Source organism: Providencia sp. 2023EL-00965, assembly GCF_033550225.1.
Lineage (GTDB): Bacteria > Pseudomonadota > Gammaproteobacteria > Enterobacterales > Enterobacteriaceae > Providencia > Providencia manganoxydans.
In genome coordinates, this window is record NZ_JAWUEH010000019.1 from 49,447 (window position 1) to 63,829 (window position 14,383).

At 39.5% G+C, this 14,383-nt stretch carries 17 protein-coding genes; 4 read left to right on the forward strand and 13 right to left on the reverse strand.

Annotated features, from left to right (window positions below):
• Window positions 1-42: 42 nt before the first annotated feature.
• A complete protein-coding gene (locus SC428_RS19530) occupies window positions 43-738 on the forward strand; it encodes an AraC family transcriptional regulator (protein ID WP_318709785.1) in 696 nt (231 codons plus the stop codon).
• Here SC428_RS19530 and SC428_RS19535 read toward each other — a convergent pair.
• From SC428_RS19535 to SC428_RS19585, 11 genes are all read right to left on the reverse strand, one after another.
• Entirely contained in the window at window positions 725-1,093 is a 369-nt protein-coding gene (locus SC428_RS19535; RefSeq protein WP_070925378.1) for a DUF1992 domain-containing protein, read from the reverse strand. The two genes, SC428_RS19530 and SC428_RS19535, sit on opposite strands and share 14 nt — an antisense overlap.
• Before the next feature lie 324 nt (window positions 1,094-1,417).
• Window positions 1,418-1,756 (reverse strand): helix-turn-helix domain-containing protein, encoded by a 339-nt coding sequence (locus tag SC428_RS19540; protein WP_233445666.1) that lies wholly within the window; start codon window positions 1,754-1,756, stop codon window positions 1,418-1,420.
• 17 nt (window positions 1,757-1,773) lie between these two features.
• A complete protein-coding gene (locus SC428_RS19545) occupies window positions 1,774-2,598 on the reverse strand; it encodes an adhesin (protein WP_070925379.1) in 825 nt (274 codons plus the stop codon).
• 20 nt (window positions 2,599-2,618) lie between these two features.
• Window positions 2,619-3,149, reverse strand: coding sequence for a fimbrial protein (locus tag SC428_RS19550; protein WP_070925380.1), 531 nt, complete (start codon window positions 3,147-3,149; stop codon window positions 2,619-2,621).
• Window positions 3,149-3,640: a fimbrial protein gene (locus SC428_RS19555; protein WP_070925381.1), complete on the reverse strand. Its 492-nt coding sequence runs from the start codon at window positions 3,638-3,640 to the stop codon at window positions 3,149-3,151. Before SC428_RS19555 ends, SC428_RS19550 begins: the two co-directional genes overlap by 1 nt.
• 11 nt (window positions 3,641-3,651) lie before the next feature.
• Window positions 3,652-4,206 carry a fimbrial protein gene (locus tag SC428_RS19560; RefSeq protein WP_070925382.1) on the reverse strand — a complete coding sequence of 185 codons (555 nt, stop codon included), beginning with the start codon at window positions 4,204-4,206 and terminating at the stop codon, window positions 3,652-3,654.
• Window positions 4,199-4,780 (reverse strand): fimbrial protein, encoded by a 582-nt coding sequence (locus SC428_RS19565; protein WP_318709791.1) that lies wholly within the window; start codon window positions 4,778-4,780, stop codon window positions 4,199-4,201. The genes SC428_RS19560 and SC428_RS19565 overlap by 8 nt, the downstream gene beginning before the upstream one ends.
• 12 nt (window positions 4,781-4,792) lie before the next feature.
• Window positions 4,793-5,545: a fimbria/pilus periplasmic chaperone gene (locus SC428_RS19570; RefSeq protein ID WP_070925384.1), complete on the reverse strand. Its 753-nt coding sequence runs from the start codon at window positions 5,543-5,545 to the stop codon at window positions 4,793-4,795.
• A gap of 31 nt (window positions 5,546-5,576) precedes the next feature.
• Window positions 5,577-8,255 carry an outer membrane usher protein gene (locus SC428_RS19575; RefSeq protein ID WP_318709793.1) on the reverse strand — a complete coding sequence of 893 codons (2,679 nt, stop codon included), beginning with the start codon at window positions 8,253-8,255 and terminating at the stop codon, window positions 5,577-5,579.
• Window positions 8,256-8,275: 20 nt separating this feature from the next.
• Window positions 8,276-8,821: a fimbrial protein gene (locus SC428_RS19580; RefSeq protein ID WP_070925385.1), complete on the reverse strand. Its 546-nt coding sequence runs from the start codon at window positions 8,819-8,821 to the stop codon at window positions 8,276-8,278.
• A 228-nt stretch (window positions 8,822-9,049) separates the two neighbouring features.
• Window positions 9,050-9,574 (reverse strand): fimbrial protein, encoded by a 525-nt coding sequence (locus SC428_RS19585; protein ID WP_070925386.1) that lies wholly within the window; start codon window positions 9,572-9,574, stop codon window positions 9,050-9,052.
• A 682-nt stretch (window positions 9,575-10,256) separates the two neighbouring features.
• Between SC428_RS19585 and SC428_RS19590 the strand changes: the two genes are divergently transcribed.
• The gene (locus tag SC428_RS19590) at window positions 10,257-10,811 is read left to right on the forward strand and encodes a tyrosine-type DNA invertase (protein ID WP_140186398.1); all 555 of its coding nucleotides are present in this window, start codon (window positions 10,257-10,259) and stop codon (window positions 10,809-10,811) included.
• 427 nt (window positions 10,812-11,238) lie between these two features.
• On the opposite strand, the gene SC428_RS19595 is transcribed toward SC428_RS19590, so the two are convergent.
• Complete coding sequence (locus tag SC428_RS19595) at window positions 11,239-12,132, reverse strand: pirin family protein (protein WP_318709798.1); 894 nt, start codon at window positions 12,130-12,132, stop codon at window positions 11,239-11,241.
• A 28-nt stretch (window positions 12,133-12,160) separates the two neighbouring features.
• Entirely contained in the window at window positions 12,161-12,439 is a 279-nt protein-coding gene (locus SC428_RS19600) for a GNAT family N-acetyltransferase (protein ID WP_139158614.1), read from the reverse strand.
• 441 nt (window positions 12,440-12,880) lie between these two features.
• On the opposite strand from SC428_RS19600, the gene SC428_RS19605 reads away from it, so the two are divergent.
• Complete coding sequence (locus tag SC428_RS19605; protein ID WP_140182738.1) at window positions 12,881-14,002, forward strand: M42 family metallopeptidase; 1,122 nt, start codon at window positions 12,881-12,883, stop codon at window positions 14,000-14,002.
• Entirely contained in the window at window positions 13,999-14,289 is a 291-nt protein-coding gene (gene sgcB / locus SC428_RS19610; RefSeq protein ID WP_070925389.1) for a PTS sugar transporter subunit IIB SgcB, read from the forward strand. Before SC428_RS19605 ends, sgcB begins: the two co-directional genes overlap by 4 nt.
• Window positions 14,290-14,383 lie beyond the last annotated feature (94 nt).

A 14,383-nucleotide genomic window follows, 5' to 3' on the forward strand; every position in this document is an offset into this window, starting at 1 on the left:
ATCGTTATAATTCTCCTATTCGTTGTGAATAGGAGTTATCTATTGCTATTACCTGAACTGCACTATCGACAATACTCTGAAGATGTTATTTCTCATCAACATGATGGGCAGTGGCAGATCGTGTTTGCATTATCAGGAGCAATGGAAATCAATATGCATCGGCAGCACTTTTTATTAGGTGCGGGCAGTGGTGTGGTGATTGCCCCAGGTGTGAAGCATGCCTTTAGTGGGCAATTGGGTAATCAAAACTATGTATTAGAAATGCCAACGACCTCACAGTGGCGTGTTGATGAAAAACTGACCCAGTTTTCGTTAACACCCGCAGCAATAGGGTTACTCAATTGGTTGCAACGCTTTCCTCAGCCGCCCGAACAAAACTTCATGTTAGCTCGATTGTTACTTGCCCAATTAAAACCAGAGAGTCAGTGGATTGATACTGTAAATCAATGGGTAGATGCCCGATTACATTTACCGATCAGCTGCCAAGATATGGCAAATGCATTTTGTATGTCAGTGAGTACTTTGCAACGTAAATTTAAGGCTGAAATACAATTAACTGCGATGCAATTTATCTTACAAAAACGAATGGAAACAGCGAGCCGGTTACTGATGACAATGGCATCGATTGAACAAGTTGCATTATCGGTAGGCTATGAGTCTCATTCTGCTTTTAGCCAAGCATTCCGTCAGTTTTATGGTAAAACACCCATGGAGTACCGCTCCTCTATTCGGGGTTAAATCGTTGCTTAATAAGCGCGTTATATTCGCCATGCAGAAAATCGGTATTGATATTCGCCTGTTTTAACTTTAATTCTAATAAAGTAAGCTGTTTAGATAAAGATGAGTAATTTGGATCGTCCTCGGTGAGGCTTTTTAACATTTCGGCTAGGGTTAATGCATCTTTACGGTATTGCAACTCAGCGGGAAGATAGCCTGAATTTTTCAGTAATCGATAGCTAGCCCTTAATTCAGCGGGAATTTGGCTATCGTCATCGAGTAATAAAGGATGGCCTTCTCCTTTAAGATTATCGAGTTCACCGTTATTTAAAGCTGTTTGAATATGGCGTTCAGCCCAATCATCGATTATAGACATGGTATTTGTTTTCTATTTTATATTTCCTATATAGGATAAACCACATATAGAAAATATAAAATAGGCTGCGTTTTTAGCAGCCTATTCGCAATCAATGACACAAGGCGTAATCTTTCAAATGGGTTCCAACCATCAAATCCTTTAGTCTCTTTTAAGTCATAAGCATAGCTAGCGATTGCAGCCCTAAATAGCTGAAATCCCTATATCTAAATCTGTAAATATGCCTTGTGGAATGGAGTAATCGACCATTGCACTAATGATAGAAAGTACGACTACAAATGCGATTGTCATGCCGAACATGACTAATTTCAGTGATGCTCAATATTATTTAGAGTATAATGTCGCCTCTGCTTGTAACTGCATTTTATTGTATCTTTTATTTGCAATGGGTTGGTACTTTGGTTCGTCATCTAAAAATTGTGCTAGTTGCTCTGTAATATCTTCTAAGAACCAATGCATTGGCGTTTTTAAGGCAATTGATATACGAAATAAATGCAGTAAATCAACTTTGTTTTTACCTCTTTCATAACGTGAAATTTGTTGTTGGCTCACACCAAGTATGGTTGCTAATTGGGAGCCAGTGTAACCCAGCTCTTTGCGTTTTCTTAGGATCCGTTGACCAATCAGATAATGCATCTTTTCACTATTATTTTGAATATACATAATGACCACCTAACTCATTAAGGTATGGTTAAAATGACAGAGCCTGCACCAGCAAATGGCCCTGCGCTAACGCGCCCATTGACTTCTAGTTCAGAGCTAATCTGAACCTGAGAGGTGCCATTTTTCGGCACATAAATTGAAACGCCGGTTTGTCCAGCGATATTATTATTTAGGTATAAGTTTGCTTTTAAACTATTATCTCTACGAAGTGGGACTTTGCCGCTATCAGCCCCTGATGCGATGACTAATACTGTCATTTCTTGGTTACAGGTTACGTGGAAAGACGTGGACTTTCTGGCTTTAGGTAAGCTAACTTCATCGATATCACCATAATTAATGTTGATACTTGACTCAACGATGCGACATGCCCCAACAGGAGGTGGTGCAATACCACACAGAGAACCCGGTAGAAGATAACCTGAAGTTTCCACTAAACCTGAGTTGATACTTTGATAAAAAAGTCCCACGCATTCTTGGTTTTTTGATAAAGCATCACCGGTATGTAGAGCGGTTCCGCTCAAAGGAAAGCCACTAGATTGCATAACCCTAGCTCGGACTTCCCTCATGGTTTTTAGGCCTGTCACATTGGCTATTGTTTGTGTGACTCGGCCTGGCTGACCGTTTGCGTTGTGTTTATGGTTAATATTGATATAGCAAGAAGACCAATTGGCGCATGGGCTAGGAGTATAAGGGTCTTCTTCATCCCAACGCTCGATAACATAGGTATACGTTGCGTTAGCAGGGGTTCCTGTCGATTCCGTAATATACGAAAAAATTGCCGCAGAAGCAGAAAATGAGCTAGCTGCTATACTGGCAGTGAAAAAATAAGGTAACCATTTCATGTTAGTGTGCAGCCTCTAAGTTATTCGTAGTCCAGTTTGAATGTTGCTATGGCATTAAAAGGGCCTCGTTTGATCTCTCTCTTGCTGATCGCTTCAGGTTCACCTTTTAAATAAGCCTTAAATTTCAATGCAGTCGTACCATTTTGCAAAGCAAGCTTTTCACCTTGAGTGTTGACGGGTAAAAAAGTGCCATCTGCATCTTCAATACCAATTGCAAATCCACTCGCGTTACTACTCGATTGCAGTGCAAGATAGCCGGGTAGAGCCATATTGGCGGTGCCAGAAAAGGTGACATTGACGGATTTACCTACACTGGTATCACATTCAGATAAATTGATCGTAAATGCTTCACTGACTGTTCTGCCGTAGGCATATAAGTTTTTATCGGGAACATTACCGAAATCTAAGCGAACTGATTCATCACCCGGCTTGATGATGCAAGGCTCTTCCACCAAAATGCCATGAAAATGTAAGTTATCAGGTATGGCAGACGCGCTACCTATATAAGAGAGCATAAACATTAATATCAGTGTCTTTACGCTGTTATTCATTATTGATACTCCGCTAACAGTGTTGCTGTCACCGAAAATGGTCCTTCAGTGAGCGTAGAGCCTGGCCGTTTAATCGGAACAGCTTTAATTGCTGGTGGTGTTGTTGGTGTGATAGTAATGGGTTTATTAATCTCAAAAGGCTGACCGTTTTGAGTAATGCGGATTGCTAAATTCTTTTCATTAGTTTGCAGAGCTGCGCTATCAAAATTGCTTTGTGGCCCTGAAACTGAAAGCTTAAGTACCCAGCCTTTTGAGTTCTGTGCACACACCAATTTATAGTCGACATCTTGGGTGTAATTAATGCCATCAAGGCGGTGAATACCGACATTTTTGCCAAAGAACACATCAATGACATTGTCGTCTTGGATGGTACAAGCGGGTGGCTCAAGTAAAATACCGTATAACTTCATGTTTGAAGCAAATGTGCCTGTGGCGACTAACGACAGTAAGAGGCCAACTATCAGGCTGTATTGTTTGTTCAGCTGAAACATAGCAATTCCTCTCACTGATACTCAATTAATAAAGTAGCGATCGATTCAAAATAACCACCTTTTAGGTTGGCGGTTAGATCACGTACGGGAACGACTGCAAATTGAGGTGCATTGGGGTAGATAAAATTTACGGTTCGGCCAACGGGTAGCTTGCTATTGTTGTAATGAATGGCAATGCCAAGTCCATCAATGTTGGTGGATAGGGATTGGCTATCAAAACTTGCCTTATTGCCCTGTACTGACATTTTCATGGCATTTTTTGCTGATGCAGGCATTTTGTTACATTGAACGGTGTACAGGACGTCTTTTTTATAAGCAGTACCATCAATGCGAGAACTCATAACTTCGCCAAAATTAACTTCAATAAGATTGCCATCATTGATAATGCAAGGTGGAGGCGCAATCACTGTACCGGTAATGTTGACGTAAACAATACCGGGTATCGCCCGTACTTGAGCGGTAGGATTGATCCTAGATTGAGGTAAGTCTGCATAGACAGTCGATACCCCAAAAAGCGCACTGATACAGAGGCATAATGTGAAAGGCTTAATATTTAAATCAATCATAATTCACCCTAAAGTCCATTACGGCTCTAAAATGTCCTTCACTCAATTTTTCAGGAGTACGTACTGGAGTGACGTAATAGGTCAACTGCCCTTGAGGAAATTCCAGAAATTGTGGACGACCACGGCTACCTAAACGGATAGTGTTCTTTTGTTGATCGGTAACTTTCAAGGCCAATCCACTTATTCCACTGACCGCCAACATTTCAGGAAAATACGTATCAGCGGGGGCAACAAATGACACAGTGACAATAGGTTGCATTTCACTCCATGTCGGTGTGTCGGTTCGTTGATCATAAAGAACGCCTTGTGAACGAATACAATCACGAAATAGTAGAGTGAAAGGCACAGGCTCTGCTTGGTTACCAGGCTTACGTAAACGATAAGCAGGAACATCACCGAGAGAAACTTCTTGCCATGCAGAAGCCATATCTAACGTGCATGGCGCTTCAGTTAAAGTACCTCTCACATGTATTTCGCCATGCAGCCCCTCAACTTGCCAATTATCACTATTGGCTGCCAATAGTGGCGGAGCTGCACAGAGCATGGTGCTACAGAATAAGAGAGCCTTTTTCATGAAAATCCACCATTAATTATCTGAAGAAGAGGCAACGGTACAGCTGGTACCACTGCATTTGAATGTCAGCTTAGGTCGACCCCCATAATCATTGATATAAGTCAGTACAGGTGAGGTTCCTAGCGTACTAGCGCTACCGCGCAGGGTGGCATTCCCCTTCGGTGAAATCATTACGGGCTCAAAATTACCTACTGTGTCACTCTTCAGATCTTTAGCGGCATCAACAATCGTTACAAAGTAAGCGGTTGGATTATGGATTTGGTAACTATCCCCTACACGCTGTAGAGTGATTTTTTCTTGCCATGGGTTATCGAGATCACTGCGTGAAGCGTAGAGCGCTTTTGGGCGATAAAACAACTTAATACGCGTTTGTAGTGCGATTTGCAGGACATTAGGTTGGCTGCTTTTAGGGGGTATTTCACGTAAATTAAAATAGAACACGCTTTCTCTATCTTGTGGTAACTTCGTAATGTCTGGTAGAGATTGAATTTTGACCTGACTTTTATCTCCCGCCTCAACGCGCTGTACTGGTGGCAAGACCGTGAGTGGGGATTCGATTTTGGTGCCGTTAGCATCTTCTATCCAACCTTGAGCAAGGTAAGGAAGCTCTTTGTTTTGGTTGGTCACATTGAGGCTGATCGTTTTTTCATTGCCATTAAAAATGACACGCGTCCTATCTAAAGCGATAGCTGCATTTGCCTCACTACAAAGAACCGCAGTTAATGTCATTGTGGTGGTAAAAAGTGCGATATTGTTCATTTTCATATGTATTAACTCTTTTTATTAAGCTTTATCTTTACAGTGATGCATCGTCAGCGGAATACTGAATATCGGGTCGCGTCAGTAACCAGCGTTCGCGAGGAATGATGTTTTGCACAGGTGTCACTGGTGGCTGAACACTATGGATTACAGGTGCTGTGGCAGTATTTACAGGTGTTGCACTTGGATCCATATCACAAGGTAGTAGCAGTGAATTAAACTCGACACTTTCAATATTCTGTGGGATTTGAATGCGACACTGTGTCTGCCCATTCCAATTCACATCCAATATTTCGTTTGGATTGATACCTGAAAGATATACAGAGCCATTATCATTGACGATGCCAACTTCATGTTTTTTAGCATTAAGAATAGAGGCACCAAATGGTGGATAAGAGCCATCAGCAAGCGCCAAGCGAACCATCGTTTTCAAACCAGAAAGGACATCAAATTTACGATAGGCAATTGCCCCTTCAGTAACGGTAAATTGCTGAACAGATTTCACGGCTTCAACATTATCTGGTAGCTTGTTCAGGTCAACACTGGTACTCATACGGTAGTAATCGTTGATATCAGCAATAACCGCTTTACCGAATCGGTTAGTGCGAGTGTTAGCACCAAAACCTTTGATTGGGACGTTAGCAACATTCTCTGTATCCACCATAACTCGGCTCGCTCCCGGTAAGTTGATACGGTGAAGTGCCGCACCATAACCTGTTAATGTTGCACCGCCTTGTAATGAAAGAGCTGCGGAAGAGTAATCTCCCGCGACATAGCTGGCGTTACCCGTTACGGTCGCTGCATCACCATAATGGATGTAATAACCGTTCGCTGTAGCTTTACCTCGTGCACTTAAACCTGTACCAAGGCGATAGCTATTTCTGTCATCTAATCGATCGTAGTAACTGACTGTATGGGAGTTACCTGTTCTATTGATCACGCTGTTATAGCTAATGGTCGCTGCATCACCCATTGGCAAGGAAACATTGAGGTATAAACCATCATCATTCTTTCTACCTTCATATTGGTTACGAAAGGCATTCAAACTGACGTTAATATTTTTGAATTTGCCCAGATCAAAATATTTAGAGAGAGAAAGGTTGTAGCGCTTGGTATTTGGTCTATTCCAATAGGTTTCATGGCTATAATCAAAGTAGGCACTCAGACCAAGTGCAACAAATTGCTTATTCAGCATGATGGTATAAAGTTCTTTGGTATTATCTTGTGCTGAATTACGATAGCGTCGATCGAGATATTGGTTCATATTCATGAAATCGCGCTCAGAGAACCGATACCCAGCGAAAGTGACTTGGCTATCATATTGTTCAAAGCGTTTTGAATAGCTAAGACGATATGAACCGCCAGTATAGGTTTTATTATCAGAAGGTAGTTTTGCTCTAGATTCAGTGATATCGAATGAAATAGCACCAAACATCATGAGGTCACGACCCACACCTACAGATAGCGCATTATAGTCACCTGCTCCAAGTAGCCCGCCGTAGAGCGACCAACCATTTGATACACCCCAAGAAAATTCACCTAATGCGAATCCTGGACCTTCAGTACGGTGATCCATATTACTTGGGCGGCCACCAATTAATTTAAATTGCACGCGACCAGGACGAGTTAAATAAGGAATGGTTGCGGTGTCCATTTGAAATTCTTGAACAGAACCATCTTGCTCTTCAACACGCACATTGAGTTTACCGTTTACGGCATCACTTAAATCTTGGATACGGAAAGGACCCGGAGCCACTTGGGTTTCATAAATAACACGTCCCATTTGGCTTATTGTCACTTTGGCATTGGTTTTAGCAACACCGCTAACTTCTGGTGCATAGCCACGTAAATTCGGGGCTAGCATGTTATCTTCAGAGACTAAGCTGGCGCCAAGGAAACGAAATGAGTCAAAAATACCTGAACGCAAATATTCTTCACCGAGAGTTAATTTTGCACTCAGTTCAGAGATAGCTCTATAAGCATAATATTGGCTCCAATCCCAGCTACGTTCAGTTGATTGGCCCGTGGTATCGTTATAGTTTGCTTGCCAATTTGCACGAAAACGCCATGCGCCAAGGTTAAAGCCCATTACGCCATTACCTGTTATTTGCTGATTGGTATTTGAGTTTTTATGATCGGTAACTTGAGCATTAATATTATAATCAAATAACGCTCCTGAAATTCCGTTATCCCAACGTGAAGGGGGATCCCAGTTCTCAGCGGTATATTCAAGATAGGCTTGCGGAATAGTAATATTAATCGTTTCTGTTGCAAGAGAACCTTGTGCTGACATTCCCGTAATAGAATCTATTTTTAAGCACTGTCCATCGTGCCACCATTGTGCTTTTTTTTGCCATTCATTACGTAATGCTAATTGCGAAATAATCTCAGGTGATAAACAAGGAACGGTTTCTTGCTCATTTTGTTCAGAAACAATATAAGGAACGTCATAAGTTGATGGCAGTGTATTATTATTTAAGCTGATATAAAATGGGTAAGTGCCTGGCATAATATAGCCGGCTTGCGTAAATTCACTTAAATCGATATTCTCACGATCTTTGAGATCGAGAATATCCGTATTAAATTCAATATTTCCAGTCGCTAAAACAGAATTAGGCTGTGCGAACGCAATAATTATCATTAATGCGATAGGATTAAAATAATGACGCGTTGAGTCAGCTAAGACTTTATTTGTTTTTGTTAATAACAGAGCCATAATAGTCCCTTCGCGATAACTCAGTAATAATCCATTTTGAAACGGACAGTGGTTTGATAATTTCCTGACTCAAGTCGCTGATTATTTGTGACTAAACGCATGCCATAATTTAGCGTCATTGAACCTGATTCAATGCTACGAGCAGGCAGAGGTTTTCCTGGAAATGCATGATTTCCTTGTTCGTCTGTAATTTTTAACGAAATTCCTTTTGCTTTGCCGAATAAACGGAAATTATCTCCATCATGTGAACCATCAAAAGTAATTTCAAACGACTGCCAGTCAGGTTTGCCCGGTGTTAATGGTGTCAGGACGCAATTAATCAAACGAATAGAAAATGGGCGAATAGGGCCTTGTTTATCATGTATCATTTGACTGATGGGGATAGTCTTCAATTCAATAGATTGATTACGGCTCCCTGCCTCAATTGCGCAAGGGCTATCAATAATTGAGCCTTCTACTGCGACATATCCATCACCCTGCGTTGCTCGGTATGTTTGAACACTCGCACTTGCAGGGATGGCTATCATTCCTGAAAACACCATGGCTAAAATGCCAAAGTGATTCATAGATATACTCCGTTTAAAATAGTGACTGATACTCGTTATATTTTAGGTTGCTGCACTTTCGTTAAGGTACAGAGGCTATATTTGTTGATGTTAATCGCATAAATTTAGCTATTTTTAGCGACTTATTTATTACTTAGCTGAACCTTAAATTATTTAGAGTATCTTTATCCATCATATATGCATGCGATAAAATAAGGCCTATACTTCCTTGTTGAGGCCTTTTTACTGTTATTGGTAGTTTAAAGCGAAGGTCGCGATAGCTTTGAATTCGCCTGGTGTTGCTGCATTCGCTGAGTTACCTTGCATATAAGCTGCAAAGTTCAGGTCATTGTTACCATCTTTTAGGGTTACAGCGTCAGATGCCGTACCTAGTTTGATTTGTTTTCCACCTGCGTTAGTTAGGACGATAGCTGCATTTTGCGCTTTACCTTCGATAGCTAAAGAACCATCAACGATCGGACTTGGTGCGCCAGTAAAGGTAGTCTGTACTGTTTTTAGTGTTTCAGTCGTACAGTTTTCTAATGCAATTTTAAAAGCACGGGAATTACTACGTCCGCCATCTTTTAATTCTGCTGTAGAAATCTGTCCCATGCGAACGATTTGCTCTGATGTTTCAGGAGTAATTGAGCAAGGTGCATCAATAATGGAGCCAACAAATGTCACTGTGCCATGTCCTTGGTCTGCTGCATTTGCTGCACCAGCAGCGATTGAAAGTCCTAAGCCTAAAACTAATGCAATTTTATTCAGATTCATTTTATACATTTCCATTAAATAAAAAGACGTTATAAAAATTAAATAAAAACAACGGATTCATTAGCTGTTTTTATTCTTTATTGATTTCTCTAATGTGTTTGAATTTGATGCATCAAATAGAAATCACAGTCAGTAAAGTTATTTTCTATGAACAAGAAATCGAACAATATGCACCAAATTGTCCAATTAAGTTTTTAACTTTATGAAATTATGTTTATTGAAATAAATAACTTTATTGAGATGAATTATTGTTATTTTATTATGTTTTTAACGGGTGCGAAGCGTACTCGCGGAAGGCTTAACTTTTATTCCGCTATCACTTTTAGAGTGTAAATAAAGTAAAATAAAATTAATTGTTTTGTATCAATGCGTTATGAGGTGAGGGGCACGAGTTAACACGGAATTTGACTTAATTGGATAATGGAACAATAATACGGACAGTTTGGTGCAAAGTGTTAATTTTAAATGTAAAAACTAGAAGTCGACGATCAGTTTTATCTGTTTTACTCATAATAGGTAAAGATAAATAATCAAATTTATCCTAAACTTTTAGCTTTGAAGTGGTGTGTTTTGGTGTTTTTTTCTGGTTAATATTTAATCTTTAGTTTATTTTTTTTAAAGTTTTGCTATGTTAGATTCATTGCAATTTCAGGAAATTACTTTTAAATGGGATATAAATACTATGAAGCAGAGGAAATTCTTAACTCGATATGAAATAGACGCAATATTGAGTGAAGCTAAAAAAGGACGTTATTCTGAGCGGGATTATTGTATGTTATTAATGTGCTTCATTCATGGGTTTCGCGTCAGTGAATTATGTCGTTTATCTCTGAAAGATATCGATCTTAATTCAAAAGTTCTTTATGTGAGGCGTTTAAAAGGTGGTTTATCAACGACACAACCTTTAGTTGAAAAAGAATATAACGCATTAAATGAATGGCTGAATATACGTCGTCATTGGCGAGAGGCAGATTCACCATGGGTTTTTTTATCACAAAAAAATGGCGCTATTTCTCGTCAGCAAGTTTACGGGTTAATTAAAACCTATGGAAAAAAAGCTGGGGTTTCGATTGATGCGCACCCACATATGCTACGTCATTCATGTGGTTATGCATTAGCGGATTTAGGGCGCGATACACGCTTAATTCAAGATTATTTAGGTCATCGAAATATTTCACATACTGTTATTTATACAGCGAGTAATGTAAAAAGATTTTACCATATTTGGGATATCTAATTATTAATAATGCTTAAGTTAAAAAAAGTCATGAGCAACTCAGTATCACATTGGTAATATAAAGCATATCTTGATATTAAAGGATGTTTATTTCTTTTGATTTCAATATATATTATGCAAAAAATATTATTTTTGAAAGATGCCGTTACAATTAAAGTGTTAATATTATTTAATTTTAAATTGACATGTTAATTTATTAGTATTAACAAATGAAAAATTTGTAATTGATAATTTAATTTATATTGCTTGGAATTAGGAGTGATTATAACTTAATTGATTAGAATGTCATATTTTAAGATTATTCTTGCTGATTATTTTTTAGAAAAGTAAATATATTCTATACTTTTGGGGCGTTAAGGTAGCTCTAATTGGTTTATTTTACTCAATTGAAAACTCAAGTAGGTCTTCCCCACTTGAGTAATTTACTTTATGGCATTAATGGTGAGGGGGTAGGGATACGATCGTCATTGATTACTTTACCAAACCGAGTACTACCTTGATTCCATTCTTTTATTGCGGTGGCTATTTCTATTTTTGTACGGCCAATGAAATTCCACCACATTAAAATCGATTCATGCAATGGCTCTCCACCTAATAAAAGAAGATGACTTCCAGATGAAAGATTTATAGTAATTTTACTTAGATTTTGACCTAAATAAATTAATTGATTAGTTTGGCAGTGCTGAGCTTCAATAACGGCATTTCCTTCAATAACAAAAATACCATATTCAAATTCAGGACGTAGGAATAATACGATTTCTTCATCACTTCGTGTGGTGATATCTAGCCCTATTAGCGATGAAAAAGATAGAGTTGGTGCCTTGTAGGTTTCGTATTCACCGACTAATAAGTGGAATTTAGCTGAGCCTACAGACCACTCAGGTAAGGTTGGATAATGGTCAAAACGTGGAGGGATATCTTTAACTGCCTCTGGTAATGCAATCCATAGCTGAACTGCATGTAGTTTATGACTTTCTCCATAGGTATCTTCTGAGTGGCTAATTCCTTTGCCTGCCGTCATTAAATTAACTTGTCCGGGACGGATCACCTGCTCGCACCCTAAACTGTCTCGATGAAGCACTTCGCCTTCGATCATCCAAGTGAATGTTTGTAACCCAGTATGCGGATGTGGTGCTACACGCATTCCTTCTGAATCACCTTTAAAGACAGTTGGCCCCGCATGATCGAGGAAACACCAAGCGCCAATTAAGCGTCGCTCTTTTGTTGGTAAAACTCGGGAAACAGGTAATCCACCAACATCTTTAATACGTGCACTAATTTGCTGGAAATTAAGTTCACCCTGATTAGTTGGAATGCTCATATTATCCTCTTTATACTTTTTATAGATGCTATTGGCGAATATCACTATACTCAGGCGTTCTATCAAATATGGCTTTGGCAAAAGGGCAGAGTGGAATAATTTTCCTGTGCTCACCTCGCATTCTTTCGACAACTTTAGCAACGAGTTGTTTGGCAATCCCTTGGCCTTTTAGGCTCTCATCGACAATCGTATGATCAATAATGGCGAGTCCTTCTCCCGTATAGACAAAGGTAATTTCAGCCAAACGGATTTGTTTATCGTCAGATAAAATAAAAAAGCTAGTATGGTCAGATTGAATATTCAGCATATAACACTCCCAGTAATGAAAGCAGATTTATAGTCGTCATACTTCAAGTTGTAGGGCTTTTTGTTGAGGTATAAGTGACCACGCTACGCTCACCAAGCCACATAGTTTATCTATGCTCCCTATCTATCTTTGCTTGTCGCCTACCTAAAACTCGAATTATTTAGAGTATATATTTAGCTTAGTGAGAATCTATCGCAAAGACAATTAAGTTTACCTGTTCATTCATATCGAATTATTTGAATGAATTCCCCCTCCTTTGTAGCCGAATTTGCTTATCTACTGAACAATCGTGATGAGCGAAATTGTTACTCATTTGTCACATAATTATTTCAAAATGTTAATTTAAACTCTGTAAAGTGATTTCAATCACAATAAACCCGCCGTTTTTTGCATATAAATCGCTCACATTCATGTCGTTTTCATCAAAAGGAGATCATCCCAATGGTATTTTCTATTCGAGATACACTCTTTTCTTTATTGACGTTAGATGGTATTTCAGGCCACGAATCTTCTATTGCGAATGTGATGAAAAGCCACTTTAAAACTACAGCAAAAGAGGTTTGGCAGGACCGATTAGGTAACGTAGTTGCCCGATATGGCAGCGAAGCACCTAATGCTATGCGTTTAATGGTGTTTGCACATATGGACGAAGTTGGCTTTATGGTTCGAAAAATCGAACCATCAGGTTTTATTCGTTTCGAACGTGTTGGAGGGCCTGCACAAGTGACGATGTCGGGTTCGGTTGTGCGCCTTGCTGGAGAGTTTGGTTCAATACCGGGTTGCATCGGTATTAAGTCTTATCACTTTGCCAAAGGCGATGAGAGAACACAATCCCCTTCTATTGATCAGCTATGGATTGATATTGGTGCAAAAGATAAAGCAGATGCTGAGCGAATGGGTGTGAAGGTTGGTACAGCAATTACCCTCTATAATCCACCGCAAGAGCTAGGCAATCAAATGGTTTGCAGCAAAGCACTAGATGATCGGTTGGGCTGTACGGCATTACTCGGTCTAGCAAATGCAATTCATAATAAAGATCTTGATATTGCAGTTTATATTGTTGCATCGGTACAGGAAGAATTTAATATTCGAGGGATCTTGCCTGTACTAAGGCGTATTAAGCCCGATCTTGCTATTGGTATTGATATCACCCCTTCTTGCGATACTCCCGATCTTAATGATTACTCTGATCTGGTTATTAATGGAGGAGTGGGTATCACCTGCCTCAACTATCATGGCAGAGGCACCCTTGCGGGGTTAGTGACTCCTGTTCGCTTAATCAAGCTATTAGAAAAAACGGCGATAAACCATCAAATTCCAGTTCAAAGAGAAGTTGCCCCAGGAGTCATCACTGAAACCGGTTATATTCAAGTAGAGCAAGATGGTATCCCTTGTGCCAGTTTATCTATTCCTTGTCGGTATACACATTCACCTGCCGAAGTGGCCAGTTTAAATGATCTGAATGACTGCATTCGGCTACTCACTGCATTAGCGACATTACCAGCTAATCAATTTCCTATTGAGTCTGACTCAAACAATGATCAAGAGGTTATTACAAAATGAAAAAAATCCTCGTTGCATGTGGAACGGGTATGGCGACTTCCACCATGATTGCCCAAAAACTTCAAGACTATTTAGCTTCTGAAGGTATTTCAGTCGCAACTTCACAATGTTGTTTGAATGAAATACCACTCAATAGTCGCGGTGTTGATTTGATTATTACAGCAATGAAAACAGACACCGATTACGGGGTTCCTTCACTTAATGGAGCAGCTTTACTTACAGGGATTAATGATGATGCATTAAAACAACAAATTAAGACATTGTTATCACAAGAACACTCTAAATAATTCTAATTGCAGGTAGGTGACAAGTGAGTGAGTTGCTAGAAGCGTAGAAAACTATGCGATAAGTAGCGAATGAATGAAATCAACAATACTGCAA